The 24,247-nt window shown below is 59.8% G+C and carries 22 protein-coding genes and 1 pseudogene; 10 read left to right on the forward strand and 13 right to left on the reverse strand.

All coding sequences use genetic code 11. The features are described 5' to 3' along the window. Positions 1 to 12: 12 nt before the first annotated feature. The 3 genes from ACQUTG_RS02395 (at position 13) to ubiT (ending at position 3,239) form a co-directional block, all read left to right on the forward strand. Entirely contained in the window at positions 13 to 1,872 is a 1,860-nt protein-coding gene (locus ACQUTG_RS02395) for a histidine kinase (RefSeq protein ID WP_428917875.1), read from the forward strand. A gap of 16 nt (positions 1,873 to 1,888) precedes the next feature. Next, complete coding sequence (gene narL, locus ACQUTG_RS02400) at positions 1,889 to 2,545, forward strand: two-component system response regulator NarL (RefSeq protein WP_428917876.1); 657 nt, start codon at positions 1,889 to 1,891, stop codon at positions 2,543 to 2,545. A gap of 190 nt (positions 2,546 to 2,735) precedes the next feature. Next, positions 2,736 to 3,239 carry a ubiquinone anaerobic biosynthesis accessory factor UbiT gene (gene ubiT / locus ACQUTG_RS02405; protein ID WP_428917877.1) on the forward strand — a complete coding sequence of 168 codons (504 nt, stop codon included), beginning with the start codon at positions 2,736 to 2,738 and terminating at the stop codon, positions 3,237 to 3,239. A 66-nt stretch (positions 3,240 to 3,305) separates the two neighbouring features. On the opposite strand, the gene ACQUTG_RS02410 is transcribed toward ubiT, so the two are convergent. The 3 genes from ACQUTG_RS02410 to ACQUTG_RS02420 form a co-directional block, all read right to left on the reverse strand. Beyond that, a complete protein-coding gene (locus ACQUTG_RS02410; RefSeq protein ID WP_428917878.1) occupies positions 3,306 to 3,986 on the reverse strand; it encodes a bacteriohemerythrin in 681 nt (226 codons plus the stop codon). Positions 3,987 to 4,063: 77 nt separating this feature from the next. Next, a complete protein-coding gene (locus ACQUTG_RS02415; protein ID WP_428917879.1) occupies positions 4,064 to 4,906 on the reverse strand; it encodes an iron-sulfur cluster assembly protein in 843 nt (280 codons plus the stop codon). Next, complete coding sequence (locus ACQUTG_RS02420; RefSeq protein ID WP_428917880.1) at positions 4,890 to 5,042, reverse strand: hypothetical protein; 153 nt, start codon at positions 5,040 to 5,042, stop codon at positions 4,890 to 4,892. Before ACQUTG_RS02420 ends, ACQUTG_RS02415 begins: the two co-directional genes overlap by 17 nt. A 94-nt stretch (positions 5,043 to 5,136) precedes the next feature. Here ACQUTG_RS02420 and ACQUTG_RS02425 point away from each other — a divergent pair, with 94 nt between their 5' ends. Both ACQUTG_RS02425 and ACQUTG_RS02430 read left to right on the forward strand, forming a co-directional pair. Continuing rightward, positions 5,137 to 5,616, forward strand: coding sequence for a hemerythrin domain-containing protein (locus ACQUTG_RS02425; RefSeq protein WP_428917881.1), 480 nt, complete (start codon positions 5,137 to 5,139; stop codon positions 5,614 to 5,616). Positions 5,617 to 5,768: 152 nt separating this feature from the next. Further along, positions 5,769 to 6,482 (forward strand): annotated as a pseudogene (locus ACQUTG_RS02430) (succinate dehydrogenase iron-sulfur subunit); the annotation flags it as partial. A gap of 13 nt (positions 6,483 to 6,495) precedes the next feature. On the opposite strand, the gene ACQUTG_RS02435 reads toward ACQUTG_RS02430, so the two are convergent. Both ACQUTG_RS02435 and ACQUTG_RS02440 read right to left on the reverse strand, forming a co-directional pair. After that, positions 6,496 to 6,699, reverse strand: a complete 204-nt coding sequence (locus tag ACQUTG_RS02435) for a YgaP family membrane protein (RefSeq protein WP_092002002.1) — start codon at positions 6,697 to 6,699, stop codon at positions 6,496 to 6,498. Positions 6,700 to 6,779: 80 nt separating this feature from the next. Continuing rightward, positions 6,780 to 7,151: a DUF488 domain-containing protein gene (locus ACQUTG_RS02440; RefSeq protein WP_428917882.1), complete on the reverse strand. Its 372-nt coding sequence runs from the start codon at positions 7,149 to 7,151 to the stop codon at positions 6,780 to 6,782. 146 nt (positions 7,152 to 7,297) lie between these two features. On the opposite strand from ACQUTG_RS02440, the gene ACQUTG_RS02445 reads away from it, so the two are divergent. From ACQUTG_RS02445 to ACQUTG_RS02460, 4 genes are all read left to right on the forward strand, one after another. Then, a complete protein-coding gene (locus tag ACQUTG_RS02445; RefSeq protein ID WP_428917883.1) occupies positions 7,298 to 7,936 on the forward strand; it encodes a TetR/AcrR family transcriptional regulator in 639 nt (212 codons plus the stop codon). Further along, entirely contained in the window at positions 7,920 to 9,293 is a 1,374-nt protein-coding gene (locus ACQUTG_RS02450) for an efflux RND transporter periplasmic adaptor subunit (RefSeq protein WP_428917884.1), read from the forward strand. The genes ACQUTG_RS02445 and ACQUTG_RS02450 overlap by 17 nt, the downstream gene beginning before the upstream one ends. Beyond that, positions 9,290 to 12,385, forward strand: a complete 3,096-nt coding sequence (locus tag ACQUTG_RS02455; protein WP_428917885.1) for an efflux RND transporter permease subunit — start codon at positions 9,290 to 9,292, stop codon at positions 12,383 to 12,385. The genes ACQUTG_RS02450 and ACQUTG_RS02455 overlap by 4 nt, the downstream gene beginning before the upstream one ends. 108 nt (positions 12,386 to 12,493) lie before the next feature. Beyond that, a complete protein-coding gene (locus ACQUTG_RS02460) occupies positions 12,494 to 12,964 on the forward strand; it encodes a cytochrome c (RefSeq protein WP_428917886.1) in 471 nt (156 codons plus the stop codon). Positions 12,965 to 12,970: 6 nt separating this feature from the next. On the opposite strand, the gene ACQUTG_RS02465 is transcribed toward ACQUTG_RS02460, so the two are convergent. The 3 genes from ACQUTG_RS02465 to hemN all read right to left on the reverse strand — a co-directional run bounded on the left by ACQUTG_RS02465 (position 12,971) and on the right by hemN (position 16,576). Further along, positions 12,971 to 13,861 (reverse strand): U32 family peptidase, encoded by an 891-nt coding sequence (locus ACQUTG_RS02465; RefSeq protein WP_428917887.1) that lies wholly within the window; start codon positions 13,859 to 13,861, stop codon positions 12,971 to 12,973. A gap of 13 nt (positions 13,862 to 13,874) precedes the next feature. Then, entirely contained in the window at positions 13,875 to 14,870 is a 996-nt protein-coding gene (gene ubiU / locus ACQUTG_RS02470) for a ubiquinone anaerobic biosynthesis protein UbiU (protein ID WP_428917888.1), read from the reverse strand. A gap of 290 nt (positions 14,871 to 15,160) precedes the next feature. Further along, positions 15,161 to 16,576: an oxygen-independent coproporphyrinogen III oxidase gene (gene hemN, locus ACQUTG_RS02475; RefSeq protein ID WP_428917889.1), complete on the reverse strand. Its 1,416-nt coding sequence runs from the start codon at positions 16,574 to 16,576 to the stop codon at positions 15,161 to 15,163. A 296-nt stretch (positions 16,577 to 16,872) separates the two neighbouring features. Between hemN and ACQUTG_RS02480 the strand changes: the two genes are divergently transcribed. Beyond that, complete coding sequence (locus tag ACQUTG_RS02480) at positions 16,873 to 18,405, forward strand: cryptochrome/photolyase family protein (protein ID WP_428917890.1); 1,533 nt, start codon at positions 16,873 to 16,875, stop codon at positions 18,403 to 18,405. A 16-nt stretch (positions 18,406 to 18,421) separates the two neighbouring features. On the opposite strand, the gene ACQUTG_RS02485 is transcribed toward ACQUTG_RS02480, so the two are convergent. Genes ACQUTG_RS02485 through ACQUTG_RS02505 form a run of 5 tightly spaced genes read right to left on the reverse strand, consistent with a single transcriptional unit; the run spans position 18,422 to position 24,138 of the window. Further along, positions 18,422 to 19,540: an ABC transporter ATP-binding protein gene (locus ACQUTG_RS02485; protein ID WP_428917891.1), complete on the reverse strand. Its 1,119-nt coding sequence runs from the start codon at positions 19,538 to 19,540 to the stop codon at positions 18,422 to 18,424. 18 nt (positions 19,541 to 19,558) lie between these two features. Beyond that, a complete protein-coding gene (locus ACQUTG_RS02490; RefSeq protein WP_428917892.1) occupies positions 19,559 to 20,428 on the reverse strand; it encodes a carbohydrate ABC transporter permease in 870 nt (289 codons plus the stop codon). After that, positions 20,421 to 21,347, reverse strand: a complete 927-nt coding sequence (locus tag ACQUTG_RS02495) for a carbohydrate ABC transporter permease (RefSeq protein WP_428917893.1) — start codon at positions 21,345 to 21,347, stop codon at positions 20,421 to 20,423. The genes ACQUTG_RS02490 and ACQUTG_RS02495 overlap by 8 nt, the downstream gene beginning before the upstream one ends. Before the next feature lie 53 nt (positions 21,348 to 21,400). Beyond that, on the reverse strand, positions 21,401 to 22,660 hold the full coding sequence (locus tag ACQUTG_RS02500; RefSeq protein ID WP_428917894.1) for an ABC transporter substrate-binding protein: 1,260 nt from the start codon (positions 22,658 to 22,660) through the stop codon (positions 21,401 to 21,403). 35 nt (positions 22,661 to 22,695) lie between these two features. Next, positions 22,696 to 24,138 (reverse strand): carbohydrate porin, encoded by a 1,443-nt coding sequence (locus ACQUTG_RS02505; protein ID WP_428917895.1) that lies wholly within the window; start codon positions 24,136 to 24,138, stop codon positions 22,696 to 22,698. Positions 24,139 to 24,247 lie beyond the last annotated feature (109 nt).

The following is a 24,247-nucleotide window of genomic DNA, read 5'->3' on the forward strand; positions in this document are numbered from 1 at the left end:
GCAACTGACAGCATGAAATCCAGAAGCCCCCTAGTTAACCGTATCGCCATCGTTGTTGGCGCCATCGTACTGACCGCGGTCGTCAGCATGGCGACCACACTTGCGGTCTCCAAAAGCATCGAGGGCAACGCCACCGCCATCAACCTGGCCGGGGCGTTGCGCATGGGAGCGTTCAACCTGCTGTCCCACGCAGCGGCAACCGGGCTCCACAGGGAAGATGAGCACGGCCTGGCCGGCATGATGGACGACTACGGCGAAAAACTCTCTGATGCCACCATCCTCCGAGCCCTGCCGCAGGCTGTCGATCACCCGTTGAGTGCACAGTACCAGAGCATTCTTGACGCCTGGCAGGAAGAACTCCGGCCGGCCTTGCAAAACCACCCCGCCGGTGCGCCGATCACGCCAGCCATGCTCGACGCTGCGGAAAACTACGTGGCGGAAGTCGATACCATGGTGGGCATGCTCGAGCAGCGAACCGAAGCACGGATCGACCTGCTGCACCTGATCCAGATCATCAGCCTGGTGTTCTCCGTCCTGATCGTGATCGCCTTGTTCCTGGACCTCAAGAACCGGGTATTGCGGCCCCTGCGAAAGCTGGTGGGCATTGCCACAGCCGTGGGTGAACAGGACTTCTCCCACAAGGCGGAGCTGAAGGGCTCGGATGAACTGGCGCAGCTGGGCCAGGCGTTTGACCAGATGACCAGCGAACTCGCCCTCACCTACTACGAGCTGGAAGAACGGGTCCGCTCCAAGACCGAGGAGCTGGAGAAGAGCCACTCGGCGCTCCAGCTGCTGCATTCCGCCAGTCGTGGCCTGTTTGCCAACCACGACCTGTGCAGTGGTGCTGTCCCCATGCTGCAGGATCTCGAGCAGTTACTGGGAATCGGGCCGATCAACCTCTACCTCCACGACCGGGAGTCTGCCGAACCGGTAAGAGCCGTCACCACGGCCACCAGGGAGCGCCCGTTCTATTGCCGGGACCACCACTGCAACGCCTGCCTGGTGACGCCCGAGGTCTACGATGACCTACCGGTGGAAGAAAACGATGGCCGGCGCCTGCTGCTGCCCATCCGAACGCCGGGCATGCTGCTGGGCACCCTGGAAGTCTGGTACCCCAATGAGAAAGGGCTGTCCGAGACCGCCCGAAGGCTGCTTGAAACCCTGAGTGACCAACTGGCCACAGCTATCTACCTGGAGCGCCAGATCACCGAGGAGCAGCAGCTGACCCTGGCCGAAGAGCGCACCGTGATCGCCCGGGAACTCCACGATTCCCTGGCCCAGTCCCTCTCCTACCTGAAGATGCAGGTGGCTCGCCTGCGGCGCCTCAACATCGAGGGCCCCCAGAAGAAGGCCCACGACGGGATTCTGGACGAGCTCAGTACCGGCCTGAACAGTGCCTACCGGCAATTGCGGGAGCTGCTGGCCACCTTCCGCCTGAAACTGGACACGCCGGATCTGGCCACCGCACTGAGAAAAACCATTGACGAATTCAGCGAACGCCTGGGCAAGCCGGTGGAGCTCAATTACAACCTGCCTCCCCAGACTCTGTCGCCGAATGAAGAGATCCATACCCTTCAGATCGTCCGGGAAGGGCTGGCCAATGCCGTCAAGCATGCAGACGCCACGGATATATCTGTGGATGTGATGTTCGAGTCTCCGCAGGTCAAGGCCCGGATCCGGGACAACGGCAAGGGCCTGCCCGGCGGCGACCAGCCAGTAAATCACTACGGCCTGATTATCATGCAGGACCGCGCCCGTACCCTGGGCGGACAGGTAAACGTCAAGAACCGGGATGAAGGCGGCGTGGAAGTCACGCTAACATTCGTCCCCAAGAGCCGGAACCTGATTCCAACCGAAGTTTCCAGTGCCTGAACACAAGAGAGAGACCATGTCTGAATCACCCGCGAGTATTTTGCTGATCGACGACCACCCACTGCTGCGCCAGGGCATCAAGCAGCTGGTGGACATGGAAGACGACATGGAGGTTATCGGTGAGGCAAGCAATGCCACCGATGGCATCCGCATGGCCACCGAGATGGAGCCGGATCTGATCCTCATGGACCTCAACATGCCGGAGATGGATGGCATCGAGGCCCTGAAGAAGTTACGGGAACAGAATGTGAGCTCCCGCATCGTGATGTTCACCGTCTCCGATCAGGAAGATGACGTGGTCGCCGCCCTGCGCGCCGGTGCCGACGGCTACCTGCTCAAAGACATGGAGCCCGAGGAAATGATCGCCCAGCTGCACCAGGCTGCCGTAGGCAAAATGGTGATCAGCGACCGCCTGACCACCCTGCTGGCCCAGGCGCTGCGCTCCAACAAGCCGCAACAGACCGCACGACCGGACTTTGACAGCCTCACCCCCCGGGAAAAGGACATCCTGCGCCTGATCGCCGAAGGCCTGTCCAACAAGATGATCGGCCGCAAACTCGACATCAGCGACGGCACCGTCAAGGTGCACGTGAAGCACCTGCTGAAAAAACTCAACCTGCGCTCGCGGGTGGAAGTGGCCGTCTGGGCAGTAGAGGAAGGCCTGCACCGCTGAGGGGCCCCAATGACGGGGTCAACCCCCAGGGGTCTGAAGAAAACCTTCTTCTGACCCCATTTTCAGTCCACCACCCAGGTTAAACAGGGGTCAGAAGAAGGCTTTCTTCAGACCCCACCCCTGAGTTATATCAAAGCCCCCAAACAAGATTTCCCCTACCCTGCTCCAGAGCCAAATGACGGAGCCGACAATGCACCTCTCGCTACCCAAACTGCCAGCGTTCCCCACACACCACCCGTTACTCGACCAGTCCCTGGCAGTACTCCGGGAATACCTCCCGTCTCCCGCTCCGGTGCTGGACGTCATCGACCAGCGTATCCCCATGCCGGTCAAACAACTGGCAGCCGAGGCCCCACTGAATCGACTGTTCGCCGAGGCCATGGCCGATGGCGAGTTCGATGATTTCGAAGACCGCCGGATCCGCCTCGAACTCAATGGAGGTCACCCGGGCATAACCCTGGGTTTCTGGTCAGGCAGGCTGAGAGTGGTCGAAGGGCCAGGGGAAGCCACCATCCGCGGCTCCCTGTCGGCATTCCGAACCCTGGCCGAGCGGCGCCAGGACCCGGATCAGCTCTTCTTCCAGCGGCGCCTGGTCATTGAGGGGGACACTGAGCTGGGACTTGCGCTGAAGAACCTGCTGGATGGCCTGGAGTGGAATGTCAGTCTTCGCAGCATCCTGTTCCCGGGTGCCTGATCAAGATCACCAAACGGCTGTTTTTAAGGATGGGAGATTGGCCCAGCATTCAACAAAACCGATGCATCACCGCCTTCTCTGAAGCCGATCCAGTTCAGCCTCGGCCCTATGCCGCGCCATTTTCTCCTGCAACAACTGAACCGTAAGGGAAGAAAGCTTGGAGTAGATTTCGAGCAAAGCATTCACCATCACCGAAACCGACCCGCTGAGTTCCGAATCCACCTGCTCCCGACCCTCTTCGAGAGACAGCCCGCTCCTCACCGCCTTGACGGTAAGTGCCATACGCCGGTCTGATTCCAGAATATGGAATGCCAACCACCGAGTCAGATAACTGAATAGCTCTGAGAGCCTTTCCTCTTCGGTGCCATGATCTTGCTTGAGCGCCTGGACCTGGGCAAAAAACATCTGGTGGGCATCGTGATGGTTTCTGGCCATATCCGATCCACCGAGTGCTTCCTGCCAGATCTTTTCCTCTGACTTGAAATGGTAGGCTGCGTAAGAGAGCAGCTCGTCCAGAACATGATCAGAAGTGACTCTGGAAACATCGGAAGCGAAATGCCACGCAAGCCGATTGAGAATATCGACCAGCACCTTGTGCTGCTCGTCAATCTCCTCGAGGCCTGTTTCAAAGTTCCTGTTCCACGGGAAGATCTCGAACTTTTCAGGCTGTGGTTGCCAATCTGGTTTCACCTTCGGCTCCCGGTCACTGGACATGATCACTGCCCAGAGTAATGCATAAAGGTTCATGGAAAATTGCCCGATGTCAGGAACCATCCGCTCGGGTTAAACGCACCCGGGCATGATCGTAAAGGAAGCTGGCTGAGTCAGATCAGCCCCAGTTCCAGGCGCGCTTCCTCATCAAGACTGTCGTAACTCCACGGAGGATCAAACACGATGTCCACTGTTGCATCTTCGACCCAGGGAACTTGCAGCAGTTTGTCTTTCACGTCACCAGCGATAATATCGCCCATGCCGCAACCTGGTGATGTCAGCGTCATTTCGACACGGACAAAATGCTTATCCTGGTCAAAATCCAGTTTATAGATGAGTCCCAGGCCGACAACATTCACCGGAATTTCCGGATCATAAACCAGTCGCAATGCATCCCAGCATTGCTGCTCGCTGATCCGGCCATCTTCCGGCGGCTCGAACAGGATGGCGTCTGAATGAAACCCCAGACGGCGAGTCACCTCCGGAGACAGGCGATACAGATTACCCTCGTACTTGACCGTGAAACTTCCGCCGAGTGCCTGGGTTATGGAGACGGACGCCCCCTCCGGCAGCGTTGTGGACGCACCGGAAGGAACCCGCAGGGCTTCACAGCTCTCTGACAGAACAAAGGTTTTCGGTGGCTTTGCCGGCTTTTTGGAATGCGGCGCTTTGATAGTCAGGCTCTGGAGCTTCCCCTCGCCCTGAACACCAATCTCCATATCCTGAAGGTAGGGCACGCTGGCCGCCTCGAAATACAGAGTCAGCTCTTCAAAGTCTTTCCTCACATCCCCGGTCGCTTCATGGCCTGGCGGACAGAAAGCCAGACAAGTCTCGGCCTGCTGGGTGCCGCCTTTCTCCACATAGACCCGGGCTGCCATTCCCGGCACTTCCTGTTTCGTCAGTATAGCGACCAGATAGTCACGGGCCTCCGGTGTCACTTCAGCGTTGATGCTCACGGGCTCCACCTCCTTTGCGCTTCTCGCGTTGACGCTTGAGCTGATTGGATCTGCACTCATCGCTTACAAGGTCCAGCCATCTCAGGTGCTGCTCCCAGACCTTCTCTTTGATGTGTTCCGGCTTGTTGCAGTTCATCTCTGCCCCCCATGCACCAGGAAATGAGAACGATTCTTGACACTCATTAAAATGTATTCTATATGTATGTTAAATCAAGAGAGGAGGATGAGCAATGAACAATCAACAACCGCCAATTGAAGAACTGGACACTGACGTGCTGCTGGAGCTGATAACGCGAGGTTACGATGCCGGCCATCTTGCGAAACTGCCAGAGCTTCACAGACTTGCCCGCAAGATCGAAGCGGTTCACAGGGCAAGCCCTGATGTGCCCAAAGGCATTACCCTCGCTATCAAGAACCTGGAGCATACGCTCAAGGATCACATTGAGCGGGAAAACACCCACGTGCTGACCAAGATGGTGCATGACCAGCCGCCCAGACCGGAAACACCGATTGCTCAGATGAACGAGGAGCATTCAATCATCAAAGGGCAACTGAAAAAGCTTCGCGAGATGACCCGCGACTACTATGCACCGGAGTCCGCCTGCCGTTCCTGGAGGCGTTTCTACCGGGAACTGAAAAGCCTGGACTTCCGGCTTTCAGAACAAATCTGCCTGGAACGGGATGTGCTGTTCCCGCGCTTCCAGTTCTAGAAAAAGAGGAACAAAGCTTTCGTGCGCTGGCAGCCAATCAACAGGCCGGGGGCTCATGTTTCTGCATAGCCCACACGGCGAAATCGCACGTTTCTGCTAACCTGAATTTAAACCCATACTGAAAATGAATGAATTTCCAGGAGGGTAGTAAAATGTCGGCCTTTACTGTTCGCCTGTATCGCTACAACCCGGAACAGGATGACGCCCCCTACAATCAGGAGATCGAAGTTGACGGTGAATTCCGCAACCGCATGGTCCTCGATGTCCTGGAACATCTCAAAACCCGCGATCCAACACTCTCGTTTCGTCGTTCCTGCCGGGAAGGTGTTTGCGGCTCTGACGGCCTCAGCATGAATGGCCGCAACGGTCTGGGCTGCATCACGAGAGTGGCGGAAATTATGGGTAAGAAGGAGACACTGGAGATTCGCCCGTTACCGGGAATGCCCGTGATAAGGGATCTGGTGGTGGATCAGTCCCTGTTCTTCAAACAGTACGAACGGGTGCAACCCTGGCTGATCAATGATGATCCCGAACCGGCCATCGAGCGCCTCCAGAGCCCTGAAGACCGGGCAAAGCTGGATGGACTTTATGAGTGCATCCTCTGCGCCTGCTGCACCTCCGCCTGCCCTTCCTGGTGGTGGAACCCGGAGAAGTATATCGGGCCCTCGGGGCTGCTTCAGGCGTATCGGTTCCTGGTGGATTCGCGCGATACCGCCACACGGGAGCGTCTGGCAAAACTGGAGGATCCGTTCAGTGTGTTTCGCTGCCGCGGCATTGGCAACTGCACCGCATACTGTCCCAAGGGACTCAACCCCATGAAAGCTATTGGGAATATCAAGATGATGCTGGTGCGGGAGCAGGTCTGATAGTTCCTGGAACTCAGCTAACCGGCTTTTCTTCCTTCAACCCCATTTTCTTCAGAATCACCATTGCCGGGCACCACTTGGTGAAGGCCGACTGGATCAGGTTAAGGGCAATAAACCCGGTAAACAGAAGCCAGTAAGGGCTTACATAATGGGCGAGCAGAATGGATATCAGCGTAAACACGCCGGCCATCAGGCGAAGGCCTTCGTTGACTGTCATGGCACACCTCCTTGAGAGCATATGGATATATCTTTTACCCGAGAGTCCGATGACGCAATGACACGCATCACTTTTCCCGATTAAAGAAAACTTGAACGATCGGCCAGGATGAAATTCCGAAGCGCAACAGCGTTGTTGTGGTCGGTATCTTTTGCCGCAAATACCAGCGTGATGCGGTCGTGATCCCCAAGCAAGCTCTTGAGTACTGCAAGATCCTCGCGGGCATCGTCCGATTGCAGCTCTTTCCGGTAGCGCTCGAGAAACTCCGACCACTTATCCGGATCATGCCCGAACCACTTGCGCAGTTGAGTGGACGGTGCCAGCCCTTTCAGCCAATGGGTGATATCAGCTTGTTCCCTGGCCACGCCTCGGGGCCAGATACGGTCCACAAGCACGCGCGGGCCGTCTGAGCGGGCGGGGGTTTCATAAGCACGCTTGAGTCTGATGTCCATAACTTCGTTCCTGTGTCAGTTTCGTCTTGTCTTCACAAGCCATGATGCGAGTCACACCAGGGCGAGTTCCGACCATGGCCAGACTTGCATATTCACGAGTCAACCGCCAAACTAAAGTAATTAATTACTTTCCTTTGGACGATTTGATGGCTGAAGCGACCGAAACAACCAAGCGGCCCTACCGCAGCACCGAGCAACGCCAATCCGCCACCATTGAGGCGGTCATCCAGCTTTGCGGCGAGCAGGATCCAGCGACGCTCACCACCGCCCGGATTGCCGATGAAATGGGCCTGTCGCAGGGAGCCCTGTTCAAGCATTTCCCGAATAAGGGCCGGCTGTGGGAATCGGTGGCCGGCTGGGTGTCGGAGCAGCTCACCCGGCAGGTATTCAGTGCCGCCGACCAACACCAGCAGGCAGACCAGGCACTGGAGGCCATGTTCCTGGCCCACGTGGGCTTTATCGCCCGGCACCCGGGCATTCCGCGCCTGATGCTGGGGGAATTGCAGAAGCCCGGCAACGGCCCCGCCAAAACCATCATCCGCCAGACACTCGCCCGCTACCGCAAGAAGGTGGTCGGACTGCTGGATCTTGGCATCCAGCAGGGGCGCATCGCCCCCGGTATCGATATCGAGGCTGCGGCGGTGCTGTATCTCGGTGCCATTCAGGGGCTGGTAGTTCAGGCCATGGTCAGTGGCGAGATGCATACCCTTGAGCAGGCGGCACCCCGAATCTTCAAACTGTACAGCGCCAGCTTTCAGGAGAAGCCCGATGACCCGGAAAAATAAACTGACTCTGGCTCTGGCCCTGATCGCCGGCATCGTCTTTGTCGTGATCATGGTAAAGCTGAAACAACCGCCGGAACGGGCAGAGGCGCAGGTAGCCTCTACCCCGGTGCGCACAGTGACAGTCACGCCCCGGGAATTCCGTACCGAAGCCCGGGGCTATGGCCAGGTGCTGCCGGCCCGAAGCTGGAATGCTGTGGCCAATGTTGGCGGGCGGGTTATCTGGAAGCACCCGGAGCTGGAGAGCGGCAACCTGATCGCCGCAGGCACGCGGTTGCTTGAGATCGACCCCACCCGCTATGAACTGGCCGAATCCTCCGCCCAGGCAGATCTGGCGGGCATCGAAGCCGAACTGCGACAACTGGCGCAGGAAGAGCGCAATACCGGTGAGTTGCTGAAGCTGGAAGAGCGTCGACTGACGCTGGCCAGGCGGGAACTGGACCGGGCAAGAACCCTGACCGAGCGGGGCGCCCTCTCTGAAACCCGGTACGACGAACAACAGCGGGCAACCCTGCAGCAGGAACAGGCGGTCCAGAGCCTGAGAAACCAGCTGAACCTGATTCCGGTCAGGCAGGATACCCTTGAAGCTCGCAAGGCCAGAACCGAATCGGCCCTGGCCAGTGCCCGGGAAGACCTGGAAGACACCCGTTTTGAAGCACCCTGGCACCTTCGGGTCCATCAGGCCGATATCGACACCGGCCAGCATGTCAGCCCCGGCCAGAGCCTGTTCATTGCCGACGACATAACCCGGGCCGAGGCCACAGTGCAGCTGGAAGTGGCAGACCTGCGCCGGGTGTTGTCGCAACTGTCGGACGACAGCCTGCCAGAACCCGGTGCCGGTACAACCTACAACTTCACCGATTTTCATGACCAATTATCCCTGGGAGATCTGCAGGTCCGGGTGACCCCCACCAACGTGCCGGATGCCCACTGGTCAGGAAAACTTACCCGGGTCACCAGCAGTCTCGACCCGGCCACCCGGACTGTTCAGGCGGTGATCTCGGTGGAAGAACCTTACCGCAACGCCAATCCGCCGGCCCGGCCACCGCTGGTGCGCAACATGTTCGTGCAGGCCAGTATTGGCGCCCCCACTCCCAAGCCGGTTATCGTGATCCCGGCCAGCGCCGTTCATCAGGGCGTGGTCTACCTCGCCGATGAAGACAATCACCTGCAGCGCAGGGAGGTCACGGTCGCGTGGCAGCAGAGGGATCTGGCCGTTATCAGTGAAGGCCTGAAACCGGGGGACCGGCTGGTTCTGGATGATCTGGTACCCGCCATCGATGGAACTCTGCTGGCTCCCCAAGCGGTTGAGACTGACGGGAAAATCGGGCAACAACCGGCCTCGGGAGATCAACCGTGATCCGGTGGTTCGCGGGCCATCCCACGGCTGGTAACCTGCTGCTGATTCTGATTCTGGCAGCGGGGCTGTTTGCCGCCCCCAACCTTACCCGGGAAACCTTTCCGGACTATCTGCCGCCGGAAGTCAGCATCACCATGGAGTACCGGGGCGCCACGGCGGCCGATGTGGAGGAAGCCATCTGTCAGCGCCTGGGGGAAGCGCTGCAGAGGGTGGATTACATGCAGGAGATCTCCTGCACGGCCCGGGACAATCAGGCCCAGACCATTGCCAGCATGGCACCGCAGGGCGATATGGGCCGGTTTCTGGACGACATCCGCACCGAAATTGAAGCCCTGACCGACCTGCCGGAAGAAGCCGAAGACCCGATCATCCGGGAGCTTTATCGAACCGACCTGGTGGCTGCCATAGCCGTCACCGGGCAAATGAGCTTCGACCACCTGGAAAGCTACACCAAGCAGCTGGAAGACCGCCTGTTTGCCATCGATGGTGTGGCTGATGTGGTGCCTGTGGGCCTGTCCCAGCGCCAGTGGCAGGTGGAGATATCCCGGGACCGCATACGCCAGTATGGCCTGGGTGTACGGGATATTGCCCGGGCCATCGGCGGCCAGAACGTCGACATGCCCCTGGGCACCCTGGAAACCGACAGCCAGGATATCCAGCTACGGTTTGTGGATGAGCGGCGCTCGCTGCAAACACTCGCCGGCCTGCCCGTACTGGGCGGTCAGGCCGGCGCCGTGCTCACCCTCAGCGATATCGCCACCTTGTCTGAAACTTATGAACGGCAGGAAGAGCGCGCCGAGTTCAACGGCCAGCGGGCGATCATTCTGGAAATCCACAAAAACCGGAACGACGATGCCCTGCGGGTGATGGATTCACTGCAGACATTCATTGCCGAAGAAACTGCCCGGCGGGATGGCACCGTCAACCTGGAGATCACCCAGGACATGACTTCCATCGTCAGGGACCGCCTGCAGATGCTGGTCGGCAACGGCATTACCGGCCTGCTGCTGGTGGGGCTGGTGATGGCCCTGTTCTTCCGGCCCCGGCTGGCCTTCTGGGCGCTGTTTGGCCTGCCGGCGGCCTTTGCCGGCGCCTTTGTGATGATGGCACTGACCGGGCTGTCCCTGAACATGATCACCCTGGTGGCGCTACTGATGGCCATCGGCATTGTGATGGATGACTCGGTGGTGATCACCGAGAACATTGCCCGCCATGCCACTGAAGGCGCTACTCCGCTTCAGGCCGCGACCCGTGGCACCCTGGAAATCCTGCCGGGGGTATTGTCCTCGTTTCTGACCACCGTCTCGGTGTTTCTCCCCCTGGCGTTTCTGGCCGGCGAACTTGGCTCGGTACTGGAAGTCTTGCCAGTGGTGCTGATTGCCGCCCTGGCCGCCTCGTTGATCGAAGCCTTCTGGATTCTGCCCCATCACCTGAAAAGTGGTTTGGGCACAGGCCGGGACAAACCCGCTTCCCGCTTTCGCGCGCGGTTTGACCGGGGCTTTGAAACAAGCCGGGGAAAGGTGGGGCAACTGGCCGATACAGCCATCCGCTTTCGCTACGGGGTGCTGGCCGGCATGGTGATCATTCTGCTGGGGTCTGTCGGCCTTATGGCGGGTGGCCACGTGCGTATGGAGGCCATGCCGGAAATCGACGGTGATGTACTGGAAGCCCGGGTACTGATGCCCCAGGGCACCCCCCTGCACCAGACCCGGCAAATCACCAACCGCATAACCGAAGCCATGCTCCGGCTGAGCGAGGAATACAGCCCCGAGCAACCGGATGACCAGGCTCTGGTGCGCAACGTTCAGACCCGCTTCAACCAGCACGCCGGTGCCGGCGAGAAAGGCGCGCATGTGGCCACGGTGATGGCCGACCTGCTCACCGCAGAAAACCGCACCGTCGATCTGGCCACCCTGACCGACCGCTGGTACCAGGAAATCGGCGACATCCCCGGCCTGATTGCCCTGAACATTCAGGAACCGGGATTCGGCCCGGCGGGCATTCCGATCGAGATCCGGTTGCAGGGCAGCGATCTGGCTCAATTGAAAGAAGCAGCCCGTTTTCTTGGTAACGCAGTGGCCAACTACACCGGGACCTTCAACGTGCTGGACGACCTGCGCCCCGGCAAACCCCAGCGCACGTTGAAACTCAAAGACAGTGCCCTGGCCCTGGGCCTGACCGCCAGCGATGTCGCCAGCCAGATCCGCACCGGGTTGCTGGGGGATATTGTCGACACGGTGCAGATCGGCGACCAGCACATCGAGATTCTGGTGCGCCAGAGCAGCGCCGAGCGCACCACCCGGGCGTTTCTGGAAGACACGGTCATCACCGGCAGGAACGGCCAGATGATCCCGCTACGGGAGGTGGCCGACATTACCGACGTGCGGCAGTGGGCCCAGGTTACCCGCATTGACGGCCTGCGCACCGTCACGGTGTCGGCCGATGTCGACGGCCGGAAGACCAACGCCGATGCCATCGTCACCGATCTTCAGAACCGTGTGTTTCCGGAGCTTCGCGAACGATGGCCGGAAATCATGCTACAGGTGGAGGGCCAGACCGCCCGCTCCCGGGAAACCGGCCAGTCCATCGCCCGGGGCCTGCTGATCGGCTTGCTGGGCATTTTCCTGATCCTGTCGTTCCAGTTCCGCAGCTATCTGGAGCCGGTCATCGTGATGCTATCGATTCCGGTGGCGTTCATGGGCGCGGTCTGGGGGCACCTGATCATGGGTTACAACCTGTCCATGCCCTCGCTGATCGGCGCGGCGTCCCTGGCCGGTATTGTGGTCAACAACGCCATCCTGCTGGTGCAGTTCATCAAAAGCTATCGGGAACAGGGCATGAGCACTGCCGAAGCTGCTGGTGCCGCCAGCAGGAACCGGTTCCGGGCCGTTCTGATCACCACCAGCACCACCGTCGCCGGCCTGCTGCCCTTGCTGGCCGAAACCAGCACTCAGGCCATGGCGGTGATTCCGCTGGTGATTTCCGTGGTGTTCGGCCTGCTGGTATCGACTCTGGTCGTGTTACTGGGTTTGCCGGCGCTCTATGTCATCCTGGAAGATCTGGGGTGGGCTACTTCTTCCAACTCCCCATAAGCCTGGAGGATTCGACGGAGCAGACAATTAACATATCTCAACAGGCAAACCACCCAACACTGATAGCCTGACCGACGCTCAACATTCATCGATAGAGGGGGCATCCTCATGACAAAAACAAACAGCCCGCTTCTGGGCATCCTCATCCTGAGCCTTACTGTGTCATTCGCTGCCACGGCCGCAGAGCCGGTCACTCCCAAGCTCACCGACAAACTGGATCGTCTGCTGCGCGAAGAGATGCGATCCATTCAGACGGCGATGGGGCAGATTCATTCGGCCATCGTTATGGGTCAACATGACAAGGTTGCGAAACAAGCCCAGGATATTCACGACAGCTTCATCCTGCAGCAGTCACTCACCGAACAGGATCGCAAAGACCTGATGTCGGCCGTACCAGAAGGCTTTATCAAGCTGGACAAGGAGTTTCATCAACTCGCGGCATCGCTGGCAGAGGCCGGCAGGAATGACGACACGGAGAAGCAACACAAGCTGTTCGGCAAAATGACAGGCAACTGCATCCAGTGCCACAGCACGTATGTGTCTGACCGCTTCCCAGACGTCAAACCCGTTCGGGACTGATCGGTCTTAGCGGATCAGATCCATCCCCGGCTTGCCATACCAGTACCCGTTGCAGGGTGGTGCCTGCACCAGCTGCAGCGGGTCGGTGGCAGGCACTTCACCCCGGCGTACCTGATCAAAGCGCTCTACCACTTCCTCCATGCCCTGATGTTCCGGGCTCAGGCGCACCGTCTTCACACCCATCCGCTCCATTTCCGGCAGTTCACGCATGAGGTCGTATCGGGACCCCGAGAGCGTGGAAATGCCGTTCAGGCGGAACAGTTCCTGGGATTCCCGGGAACGCAATTCCATGCCGTCGGGATGCTGCAAACAACGGAACTCGCAGTTGTCCTTTGGCAGGTTGTAGTGGCGGGCCGTGAAACAGCGGGACGACCAGGCCAGGGGCAGAAACCCCCAGGCGAACACCTCGGCGGGCAGTGCCAGGCCTTCCTGTTTCAGGCCGTTGATCAATTGCTCAAGGGTCTCCTTGCCCAGCTCGACTGGCAGGTTCCAGCCTTTCAGTCCCTGCTTCGCCAGCACCTTGAGAGTGGCGACGTTGTAGATGTTCATGGAGGGGCCGGTGATAAACGGAATGTGGTGACGGCTGGCCACCTGCACCGCACTCTGATCGTTGGCCTCCACCAGGAACTCATTCTGATCGCAGATCCGGCGCAGACGACGCAGGTCGGCCTCCGACTCGATCAGGGTCTGGGTGGAGATCACCACCTCCTTGCCGCAGGCCTTCAGGTCCCGGGCCAGATCGAACCAATCGTCCGGCTTGAGTTCACGGCGCCGGGAGCAGACCGCCTCACCCAGGTAGATGGTATCCACCGGCCACTCGGCGGCCCTGGCGTAGAAATCGAACACGGTCTGCTTGGACCAGAACCACAGGATGGGTCCGAGAGAGAGTTTCATCATGATTGGCAGAACCTTATTTCCACTTGCGATGATAGGCGCCCAGGGTGGTCAGGCCGCCTTCGGAGAGCCCGGACAGGGTGTTGCGCCAGTCATCCTCCACGGTGAACATGCCCGGCGTTCTATCCAGGTTATCCAGCGCCTGGCGCCAGGTGCGGGCCACATCGGCAATATAGGCAGGGCTGCGCTGGCGGCCCTCGATCTTGACGGCGCTGATGCCCAGCTCCTGCAACTCCGGCAGCAGGTCCAGCGTGTTCAGGCTCACTGGCTCCTCGATGGCGTGATAGACGCTGCCTTCCACCTCGAACCGGCCCTTGCACAGGGTCGGGTAGCCGGCGGATTCACCCTGGCCGTAACGGTCGATCAGCACGTCGTTCAGGCGCGACTCCAGTCCCCGGGGTGTTTCCTGCCAGCGCACGGCCTTGGCGGGTGAACAGGCACCGCGGGTATTGGGGGATTCATCCGTCAGATAGGAGGACAGGTAGCAGCGCCCTTCGGCCATGATGCACAGGCTGCCGAAGGCGAACACCTCCAGCTCCACCGGGCTGTATCTGGCCACGCCACGCACCTGGTCCAGGGACAGCACCCGGGGCAACACTGCCCGGCGGATATCGAAGTTGTCCTTGTAGAAGGACAGGGCCTCATAGCTGGTGGCCGAACCCTGCACCGACAGGTGGCGCGGGATGTCCGGGTAGCGGCTGGCGGCGTAATCGAGCAGGCCCATGTCAGCGAGGATGATGGCATCCACCCCCAGGCCCGCGGCGCGGTCGACCGCAGCCTTCCACTGTTCCCAGCCATCCGGTTGCGGGTAGGTATTGATGGCACAGAAGACCCGGCTGCCTTTCGAATGGGCATAGTGAATGCCCTCGGCGGCGCGTTTGTCATTGAAGTTCAGCCCCGCGAACTGGCGGGCGTTGGTGCTGTCGCGGAAGCCGATATAGACCGCGTCGGCACCATTGTCCACGGCGGTTTTCAGGGCCGGCAGACTGCCGGCCGGGCACACGAGTTCCATGGGTTTCTCCGCTGGAATTGGGTGGTTAGAGGGTAGCGGGCGGGGGGTTGGGTTGCCTTGACCTTTGTCAGCGGAGTGGCGTGGGGAGTGACGTTGGGATCGAGCTTGGTGGGAGTAACAATGGGGTCAGAAGAAAGCTTTCTTCAGATCCCGTCTTGGAGTCTGGCTTGGGGTTTGGCGCTAACCCGGGGTCAGAAGAAGGTTTTCTTCAGACCCCTGGGGTGGGAAGCCAGCACAGGGGTCTGATGAACGCGTTCATCTGACCCCAACTTAGGTCCCTGCCCCGGCGGTCAGATAATCCGCGAAAACCGCTGGCTCGCACCTTCCTTCCGATACAGGTCAAAGATCTGGCAGATGGCCCGAATCAGCAACCGACCGGCAGGCTGAACCTGAAGCACCTGGCCCTCGTCGGCCACCAGTTCGTCCTTGATCATGGGGCGCAAGCGGCTGAGTTCGTCGGCAAAGTAGCGGTCGAAGTCCTCGCCCCAGGCGTCGGCAAACTGCTGGCGGTCCAGGCGGAACTGGCAGATCAGCTGGCCGATGACCCAGCGGCGGATGCGGTCGTCGCGGCTCAGGCTCACACCGCGTACCGTGGCCAGCTGGCCGGCGTCGATGGCCGCTTCCCAGGCCGGCAGGTCGTGGTTGTTCTGGAAGTAGGCGTCGTCGGTCTGGCCGATGGCGGAGACACCGAGTGATACCAGGTCGCAGTCCGAGTGGGTGGTATAACCCTGGAAATTCCGGTGCAGGCGGCCTTCCCGCTGGGCAACGGCCAGGCTGTCGTCCGGCTTGGCGAAGTGGTCCATGCCGATGTACTCGTAACCGGCCTCCAGCAGGCGATTGATGGTGTTGTGCAGAATGGTGAGCTTCTGCTGCGGGCTTGGCAGAGTCTCGGCCTGGATCCGGGTCTGCGGATAGAACCGGTCCGGCAGGTGCGCGTAGCTGAACACCGACAGGCGGTCCGGAGACATCTCGATAACCGCTTCCAGGGTTTCGGCGAAACTCTCCGGAGTCTGGTACGGCAAACCGTAGATCAGGTCCAGATTGATGGAGCGGAAGCCGATCCTGCGAGCCTCGTTCAGCACCGCCTCGGTCATGTCCCGGGGCTGGATGCGGTTGACCGCCTTCTGCACCTCGGGATTCACGTCCTGAACACCCAGGCTGATGCGGTTGAAGCCCAGGTCCCACAGGGTTGGCAGGGTGTCCTGGTCCACTTCCCGGGGATCGATCTCCACACTGTAGTCCCGGTCATCGCCGGTCTGCAGGTTGAACAGTTCGCCATACCCTGCCATCAGATGCTGCATCACATCCTTCGGCAGGAAGGTAGGCGTTCCACCGCCCCAGTGCAGCTGCTGGACCGGGCGGTCGGCGCCGAACAGCTTTGACTGGATCGCCGCTTCCTTGAGCACCCGCTCCACGTAGGGCATGGCCTTGTCACGCTTCTTGGTGATCACCTTGTTGCAGGCGCAGTAGTAGCACAGGTGTGCGCAGAACGGCAGGTGGGTGTACAGGGAGATCGGGCCACCCGCTGCCTTGCTGCGACCGGCCGCCTTGACCATGTCCTCGACCCGGTAGTTCGGGGTGAATTCCACCGCCGTCGGATACGAGGTGTAGCGGGGGCCGCTGAGGTCGTAACGCCGGATCAGGGCGTCGTCCCAGATGAAGGCGGGGAGGTCGTTCTTGGTCGCGGTGGCGGTGTTGGAAGCCATAGGTAACTCGGTTTGGTCGGTGAAGTCGGGAGTCAAAGTCCAGGTCGGGGTCAGATGAAGGCTTTCATCAGACCCCACGTTCGCATCAGAGTTCGGGGACTACTCCGGGGTCAGAAGAAAGCCTTCTTCTGACCCCCTCTTTATAAACATTATCGCCGACTCCGGCCCTGAAGGGTTTGATTCGGGTCAGCTGATCATGACTTTCAGTCTAGCATCCTCCGCGCTGAACCACCCTTGCGCCCTTGGCGTATTCTGGCTACCTCTTTGGTGTAACCCGCAACTGCCGGAGTCCGTATATGGCCAACGTCATTCTCATTCTGGGCGATCAGCTCTCCCCCACCCTCAGCGCCCTCGATGGAGCCGATCGTAGCGAGGATGTGATTGTCATGGCGGAAGTCCATGACGAGGCCAGCTACACCAACCATCACAAGAAAAAGCTCGTACTGCTGTTCAGTGCCATGCGCCATTTTGCCGGCCGCCTCCGGCAAGACGGCTGGCAGGTGCATTACCAGCGCTATCACCCGGACAATCCGAACCAGAGCCTGGAAGCGGTGGTGGCAGATCAGGTTCAACAGCTGAACGCGGACAAGGTGATCACCACCGAGTGCGGCGAGTGGCGCCTGCATGAGCAGATCAGCCAGTGGCATGAGCGCCTCGGCGTGCCAGTAGAAATCCGGCCAGATACCCGGTTTATTGCCAGCAAGGACGAATTCGCCGATTGGGCAAAGGGCCGGAAACAGCTTCGAATGGAGTTTTTCTACCGGGAAATGCGCAAAAAAACCGGGTTATTGATGACACCCGAAGGCGAACCGGAAGGCGGCCAATGGAACTTCGATGCGGACAATCGCAAGAAGTGGACCGGCAAGCCCGCGGCGCCCGCCCCCTTCAGGGTCGAGCCTGACGGGATCACCCGGGACGTCATCGCGCTGGTCGAGGAGCACTTTGCTGATCATTTCGGCTCCACGGAGGACTTCCATCTCGCCGTTACTTCGCAGGATGCACAAGCGGCCCTGGAATACTTTATCGATTTCGGCCTCCCCTGCTTCGGCGACTTCCAGGACGCCATTTCTGATTCCGAGGACTGGCTGTTTCACTCCATCCTGTCACCCTACATGAACTGCGGGCTGCTGGACCCACTGGCCGTTTGCGAAGCCGCGGCCCAGGCCTGGTATTCGGGGCGGGCGCCGATTAATGCTGTGGAGGGATTCATCCGCCAGATTCTCGGCTGGCGGGAATTTGTGCGAGGCATCTACTGGTTGAACATGCCGGGGTATGCGCAGGAAAATCGACTGGGCAACACCCGCCCCCTGCCCTGGTTCTACTGGACTGGCGAAACACAGATGCGCTGCATGCACAGGGCCATCGATGCCACCCGGCACAACGCCTACGCCCATCACATCCAGCGACTGATGGTCACCGGCAACTTTGCCCTGCTGGCCGGCATCAGACCCGAGGAGATCTGCGACTGGTACCTGGCGGTGTATGCCGATGCCTACGACTGGGTGGAGCTACCCAATGTACTGGGCATGGTGATGCATGCCGACGGCGGCTACCTGGGCTCGAAACCCTATGCCGCCAGCGGCAAGTACATCCAGCGCATGTCTGACCACTGCGCCAACTGCTACTACAAGGTGAATAAAGCCACGGAGGACGACGCCTGCCCGTTCAATGCCCTGTATTGGCACTTCATCGACCGGCACCGGAATGAGTTTGCGGGCAATCCTCGCATGGGCATGATGTACCGCAACTGGGACAAGCAGAAACCGGAGAGACGGGAGGCGCTGCTCCGGCGCGCCGACTATCTGTTAGCGCACCTGGAGCAGCTATAAGCTCCGAGATAGAGCCTCAGTGGGGCACGATCCGCTTCTCCGTTTCCGGATCGAAGAACACCACTTTTTTCATATCGAACATCAACTCCGCGGTCTCGCCCCACTCCACGGGGTGCTCCGGATCGATCCGGCAGTGCACGTTGGTTTCGTTGAGCTGGATCAGCGCGATCACGTCCGGGCCGGTGGGCTCGGTCACCTCGATGGTGAACTCGCCCTTGGTGACCAGCGTCTGATCGTTCTTCTGATCCTGGGGCTGGGTGATGTGTTCCGGGCGGATGCCCAGAATCACCTCGCGTCCTACCCGGTCAACCAGGTAATCGGGGACTGGCAGCTTGATGGCGCTACCGTTATTGCCCCGCACTTCGGCCTGCAATCCGTGTTCGCCCTGCTCCACGGAAACCGGCACAAAGCTCATGGCCGGTGAGCCCATGAATCCTGCCACAAACAGGTTGGCCGGGGTGTTATAGACTTCCCTGGGCGTGCCCAACTGCTGCAACTCGCCGTCCTTGAGCACGGCAATCCGATCCGCCAGCGTCATGGCTTCGATCTGGTCGTGGGTCACATACACGATGGTGGTTTTCAGGCGCTGGTGCAGTTTTTTGATCTCTGCGCGCATTTCTACCCGCAGTTTGGCGTCGAGGTTGGAGAGCGGTTCATCAAACAGGTAGATGCGCGGCCGGCGGGCCAGGGCCCGCCCCATGGCTACCCGCTGCTGCTGACCACCCGACAGGTTCGATGGCTTCTTGTTCAGCAGGCCGGAGATCTGCAAAAGGTCAGCCACCCGCTCAACCTCCTGATCGATTTCCTGTTTTGGCAGGCCACGGATTTTCAGGCCAAAGGCAATGTTTTCCCGCACAGTCATTGTCGGGTACAGGGCGTAGGACTGGAACACCATGGCGATGTCCCGGTCTTTCGGCTCCATGCTGGAGATGTCCTTGCCATCGAGCACGATCGAGCCGTCGGTGATGGTTTCCAGCCCGGCGATGGTGTTCATCAGGGTGGACTTTCCGCAGCCGGACGGGCCCACCAGGATAATAAATTCACCGGAGGCGATGTCGATGTCGATGCCCTTGAGGGTTTCCTCGGCAACGCCCGGATAGGTTTTGCGGATGCTCCGCAGTTCCAGTTGAGACATTATTGTTATCCTCTCAGGTCAACCTTTGACAGATCCGGCGGTCAGGCCCCGGATGAAGTATTTGCCGGCGACGATGTAGACCACCAGGGTGGGCAGCGCCGCGATCATGGCCGCGGCCATATCCACGTTATATTCCTTCACCCCGGTGCTGGTGTTGACCAGGTTGTTCAGCGCCACGGTGATCGGCTGGCTGTCGCCGCTTGCGAACACCACGCCGAACAGAAAATCGTTCCAGATCTGGGTGAACTGCCAGATCAGCGACACCATGAAGATGGGTGTCGACATGGGCAGCAGGATGCGGAAGAAAATGGTGAAAAAGCCGGCGCCGTCCAGCCGCGCTGCCCTGATCAACGCATCCGGAATGGCCACGTAATAGTTACGGAAGAACAACGTGGTGAAGGCCACGCCATAAATCACGTGCACCAGCACCAGGCCGGCGGTGGTGTTGGCGAGGCCGAGGAAACCAAGCGTCGCCGCCATTGGCAGCAAGACCACCTGGAACGGTACGAAGCAGCCGAACAGCAGCATACCGAAGAACAGGTTGGAGCCTTTGAACTTCCACTTCGACAGAACATAGCCGTTGAAGGCGCCAAGCAAAGTCGAAATCAGCACGGCCGGCACCGTCATCTTGAACGAGTTCCAGAAGTAACCGCTGATGCCACCACAATCGACGCCGGTGCAGGCCTCTGACCAGGCCTTGGTCCAGCCGATAGTGGTCCAGTCGGTGGGCAGCGCCATCAGGTTACCGGTGCGGATATCCATCGGCGTCTTGAAGCTGGTCACCAGCATGATGAACAGCGGGATCAGGTACACCAGCGCGGCCAGCAGCAACACGCCGTAGACAGCCACGCGGCTGGGACGAAAGCCGTTACGGACGACATCAGTCATGGCGTTTCTCCCTCAGCTCGGAGTAAAGGTAAGGCACCAGCAGGGCCAGAATCGCGCCCAGCATCAGCATGGCGCTGGCCGAACCCAGGCCCATCTGGCCACGGGTAAAGGTATGGGCATACATGAACACCGCAGGCAGGTCGGTGGAGTAACCCGGGCCGCCGGCGGTCATGGCCATGACCAGGTCAAAACTCTTGATGGCGATGTGGGCCAGCACCATGACGGCACTGAAAAAAACGGGCCGCACGCTGGGAAGGACAATCCTCAGGTAAATCAGCGGCATACTGGCTCCATCAATCCGCGCGGCGCGGATAATAGAGGAATCCACACCCCGGAGTCCCGCCAGGAACAGGGCCATGACAAACCCCGAGGCCTGCCAGACAGCCGCCATGACAATGGTGTAAATGGCCATGTCCGAGCTGACCAGCCAGTCGAAACTGAAGGAGCTCCAGCCCCAGTCATGCATCAGCTTCTCCAGCCCCAGACTGGGGTTGAGGATCCACTTCCACACGGTACCGGTGACGATCATGGACAGGGCCATGGGGTACAGGTAGATCGTGCGAATGGCACCTTCCTGGCGGATTTTCTGATCCAGGAAGATGGCCAGCAGCACGCCGATCACCAGGCAACAGGCGATAAACAGTCCGCCGAAAATACCCAGATTGACCGAGGCGGTGAGCCAGCGGTCGTTGGACATCAGCTTGGCGTATTGGTCAAAGCCGATAAACTCATACACTGGCAGGAAGCTGGAACTGGTAAACGACAGGATGCCGGTCCAGATCATGAAGCCGTAGATACCGACACCGACCAGCACAAAGGTCGGGGCCACAACCAGCTTGGGCAGCCAGCGCTGCAGCGCGTCCAGCAGACCCGGGCGCGACCGGGCCACCCGGACAGGTTGGCGTTGAATGTGTTCCATGAAGTCTCTCCCGAAAGGATCGGAGGCCACCCGAACGGGCGGCCCCCGCCGGATCACATGGCGGCCTGAATGGCGGCTGCCAGTTGATCGGTAGCCCGGGCGGGATCCTTGTCGTCGCTGTTCACGAAGTTGGTGACAACGTCAAAGATCTGGCCCTGGATATAACTGGTGGTCGCCAGGCCATGGGCGAAGCTCGGGACCAGTCCGCCGGTATCGGCACTGCTCTTGAAGGTGTCCATGGACGCCTGGGCGCAGGCATCGAATCCGGACATCTCCATATCGGTGCGAACCGGGATGGACCCCTTGGCCTTGTTGAACACCGTCTGGAACTCCGGCTCCAGGATGGTGCGGGCCAGATCCTTCTGGGCTTTGGTGTTTTCGTCATCGCTCAGGCTGAACATGGCGAATGAATCCACGTTGAAGGTGAATTCACCGGTGGTGCCGGGGGCCGGCGCGCAGATGTAGTCCTCACCCGGGGTCAGGCCGGCGGCGGTGAATTCGCCCTTGGCCCAGTCGCCCATGATCTGCATGGCGGCCTCGCCACGGATTACCATGCCGGTGGCGGTGTTCCAGTCACGGCCAGCGGCGTCGTCGTCCACATAGCTCATCACCCTGGCGAACTCGGAGAACACCTTCTCCATCACCGGGCTGTTGATCACTTCCATATCGTGTTCAACAAAGGCACGGGCAAATTCGTCCGGTCCCATCACCGCCAGTGCAACCGCTTCGAATACGGTGGCGTCCTGCCAGGGCTGGCCGCCGTGGGCAAGGGGAATCACTCCGGCGGCTTCCAGTTTCTCGGCGGCTTTGTAGAACTCATCCAGGGTGGTCGGCAATTTGACGCCGGTCTTCTCCAGCACGTCGGGGTTGGCCCACAGCCAGTTGACCCGGTGCACGTTGACCGGCACGGCCACGTAGTTGCCCTCGTATTTCATGACATCGGCAATCACCGGCGGAATCAGCTGATTCCAGTTGTTGGCCTCAGCCACGTCATCCAGGCTGGTCAGAAAGCCCAGCTTGGCCCACTCCCGGATATCCAGGCCCTTGATCTGCGCCGCTGCCGGCGGGTTGCCGGACACAGCACGGGTCTTGAGGACGGTCATGGCGGCTTCACCGCCGCCACCGGCCACGGCAAAGTCTTTCCAGGTGTGGCCCTGTTCTTCCATCATTTCCTTGAGGGCGGCTGCAGCGCGGGCTTCACCGCCGGCGGTCCACCAGTGCAGCACTTCCACTTCACCGGCCTGGACGGCCTGGGCTGGCAACAGTGCGGCAGTCACGGCCGCAGCGGTAAGGGTTTTCTTGAATAGGTTCATGGTCATTCCTTCCTGTTTTGTTGTCTTGATCAGGTTCAGAACCAGATTTCCATTTGCGTGCCAAAGGTCCACTGGCCGCTCTCGAAATCGCTGTCGGCACCCAGCGGGTCGCCAGCGGCATAGGTTTCAAGCTCGTCATCCCAGGTGGAGTAGCTAGCAAACAGGCGGATTTCCGGACGGTTCCAGAACCCGCCAACCTGTGGCTTGAAGGTGGGCGCTACGGTAAATCGGCTATAGTCGCCGTCCACGGCACTACGTCCTTCGTAGCCCTGGGTGGTGAGGTCCATGGTTTGCCAGGACGTCTCGTATTGCATCTCGAAATTGGCGGTAAGCTCCTGGGCCAGCCGGGCATTGAAGGTCAGCCACTGGTATTCGTCGCCCTTGATGTAACGGTCCTCACTGGTTTCTGCCAGGATCGCCGGTGCCAGGCGCCAGTTCTCGCTCAGGTAAGTCGTGCCGTAAACCGCCAGACGCGTGCTGACCGCATCCTCATGCAGATTGCCGTCTGCGCCGATGTTCTTGGTTTCCGCCCCCAGGCCCTGCCCGTGTAGAACGGCGACCTTGAAGTTGCCGTCGGAAACGCCAAAGAAACTGTCGCCATGGTAGGCGAGCATGGTGTGAACGCCGGTTTCAGCGGCCGTGGTATTGCTACCGCTCACCAGGCGCACATCGTTGTCCTGGGCTTTCATGCCACTGAGGGTCCACTGCACGTTGCCGAAGTAGTTGTCGGCAGTCAGGATCAGGTTATCGGTGCTGTAGCTCCCTTCCGGGACAAAATCGGTATCTGCCGGAAAATCGACAAAGCTGCGACCGTACAGGGAAAAGTTGGATTCCACGTTATCGGCAAATTTGACGTCGTAAATACCGGCGCCCAGGCCCCCGAGAAAGATAATGTCGCTGTCCAGCCAGTGGATGTCGAAGTTCAGATCCCGGTCAAAGCGCTTGCCGGCCCAGATCGACGCATCCTCGAAAATACCGGAGAAGCTGGCCAGATTGCTGAACTCCACATAGGCCTGGCGCACGTTCAAAGCACCATCACCGGCGGTCCAGTCGTTCGATGACGTGGTGGAATCCGCGATCATCAGACGGTAATGGGATTTCGTGCCGTTCTCGGCCACCTGTTTGTAGTTGAGGATGGCTTCCAGGTAGGTATCCGGTTCGTTGCCCAGGCGGCCCACAGCACCGCCCACGGAGCCAGCCGGGGTCAGGTAGGGACCGCCCGGCGCGCTTTGCAGGTCGCCATTGAGCAACAGCCCGGAGCGGGCATAAGTGTTGAAGGAAAATCCTTCGTCACCCGTAGCCTTCGGCTCTGCTTCAGCGAGTTTTTCTTCCAGTGCAGCCAGCCGCTCCTCGACGCTCTGCTGCTCCTGGGCCTGCACCGAACCGGCCGCCATGGCCAACGAGGTCAGCCCGACTGCAACAGCCAGAGATCGACCGGCGAGCCGGCCCTTCACAGGGGAATTCGTAGCGTGAAACATGTTGACTCCTTGTTTTTGTTGTCTTCACAACTTCGGAGTCTATGGCAGGAAACCGAGACGATGAGTATCAAACTGAAAGACCGATGTAACACCTTTGTTACATTAACCC

This window comes from Marinobacter sp. DUT-1, from assembly GCF_050379415.1.
Lineage (GTDB): Bacteria > Pseudomonadota > Gammaproteobacteria > Pseudomonadales > Oleiphilaceae > Marinobacter.

What these genes read in the sequence shown, in the direction of transcription:
- ACQUTG_RS02500 (WP_428917894.1), bottom strand. Translation starts at nt 22,660, where the DNA reads ATGAACCTATTCAAGAAAACCCTTACCGCTGCGGCCGTGACTGCCGCA.
- ACQUTG_RS02465 (WP_428917887.1), bottom strand. Translation starts at nt 13,861, where the DNA reads ATGATGAAACTCTCTCTCGGACCCATCCTGTGGTTCTGGTCCAAGCAG.
- ACQUTG_RS02460 (WP_428917886.1), top strand. Translation starts at nt 12,494, where the DNA reads ATGACAAAAACAAACAGCCCGCTTCTGGGCATCCTCATCCTGAGCCTT.
- ACQUTG_RS02490 (WP_428917892.1), bottom strand. Translation starts at nt 20,428, where the DNA reads ATGACTGATGTCGTCCGTAACGGCTTTCGTCCCAGCCGCGTGGCTGTC.
- ACQUTG_RS02480 (WP_428917890.1), top strand. Translation starts at nt 16,873, where the DNA reads ATGGCCAACGTCATTCTCATTCTGGGCGATCAGCTCTCCCCCACCCTC.
- ACQUTG_RS02450 (WP_428917884.1), top strand. Translation starts at nt 7,920, where the DNA reads ATGACCCGGAAAAATAAACTGACTCTGGCTCTGGCCCTGATCGCCGGC.
- ACQUTG_RS02505 (WP_428917895.1), bottom strand. Translation starts at nt 24,138, where the DNA reads ATGTTTCACGCTACGAATTCCCCTGTGAAGGGCCGGCTCGCCGGTCGA.
- ACQUTG_RS02425 (WP_428917881.1), top strand. Translation starts at nt 5,137, where the DNA reads ATGAACAATCAACAACCGCCAATTGAAGAACTGGACACTGACGTGCTG.
- ACQUTG_RS02410 (WP_428917878.1), bottom strand. Translation starts at nt 3,986, where the DNA reads ATGAACCTTTATGCATTACTCTGGGCAGTGATCATGTCCAGTGACCGG.
- narL (WP_428917876.1), top strand. Translation starts at nt 1,889, where the DNA reads ATGTCTGAATCACCCGCGAGTATTTTGCTGATCGACGACCACCCACTG.
- ACQUTG_RS02395 (WP_428917875.1), top strand. Translation starts at nt 13, where the DNA reads ATGAAATCCAGAAGCCCCCTAGTTAACCGTATCGCCATCGTTGTTGGC.
- ubiU (WP_428917888.1), bottom strand. Translation starts at nt 14,870, where the DNA reads ATGGAACTCGTGTGCCCGGCCGGCAGTCTGCCGGCCCTGAAAACCGCC.
- ACQUTG_RS02485 (WP_428917891.1), bottom strand. Translation starts at nt 19,540, where the DNA reads ATGTCTCAACTGGAACTGCGGAGCATCCGCAAAACCTATCCGGGCGTT.
- ubiT (WP_428917877.1), top strand. Translation starts at nt 2,736, where the DNA reads ATGCACCTCTCGCTACCCAAACTGCCAGCGTTCCCCACACACCACCCG.
- ACQUTG_RS02495 (WP_428917893.1), bottom strand. Translation starts at nt 21,347, where the DNA reads ATGGAACACATTCAACGCCAACCTGTCCGGGTGGCCCGGTCGCGCCCG.
- ACQUTG_RS02420 (WP_428917880.1), bottom strand. Translation starts at nt 5,042, where the DNA reads ATGAACTGCAACAAGCCGGAACACATCAAAGAGAAGGTCTGGGAGCAG.
- hemN (WP_428917889.1), bottom strand. Translation starts at nt 16,576, where the DNA reads ATGGCTTCCAACACCGCCACCGCGACCAAGAACGACCTCCCCGCCTTC.
- ACQUTG_RS02440 (WP_428917882.1), bottom strand. Translation starts at nt 7,151, where the DNA reads ATGGACATCAGACTCAAGCGTGCTTATGAAACCCCCGCCCGCTCAGAC.
- ACQUTG_RS02445 (WP_428917883.1), top strand. Translation starts at nt 7,298, where the DNA reads ATGGCTGAAGCGACCGAAACAACCAAGCGGCCCTACCGCAGCACCGAG.
- ACQUTG_RS02435 (WP_092002002.1), bottom strand. Translation starts at nt 6,699, where the DNA reads ATGACAGTCAACGAAGGCCTTCGCCTGATGGCCGGCGTGTTTACGCTG.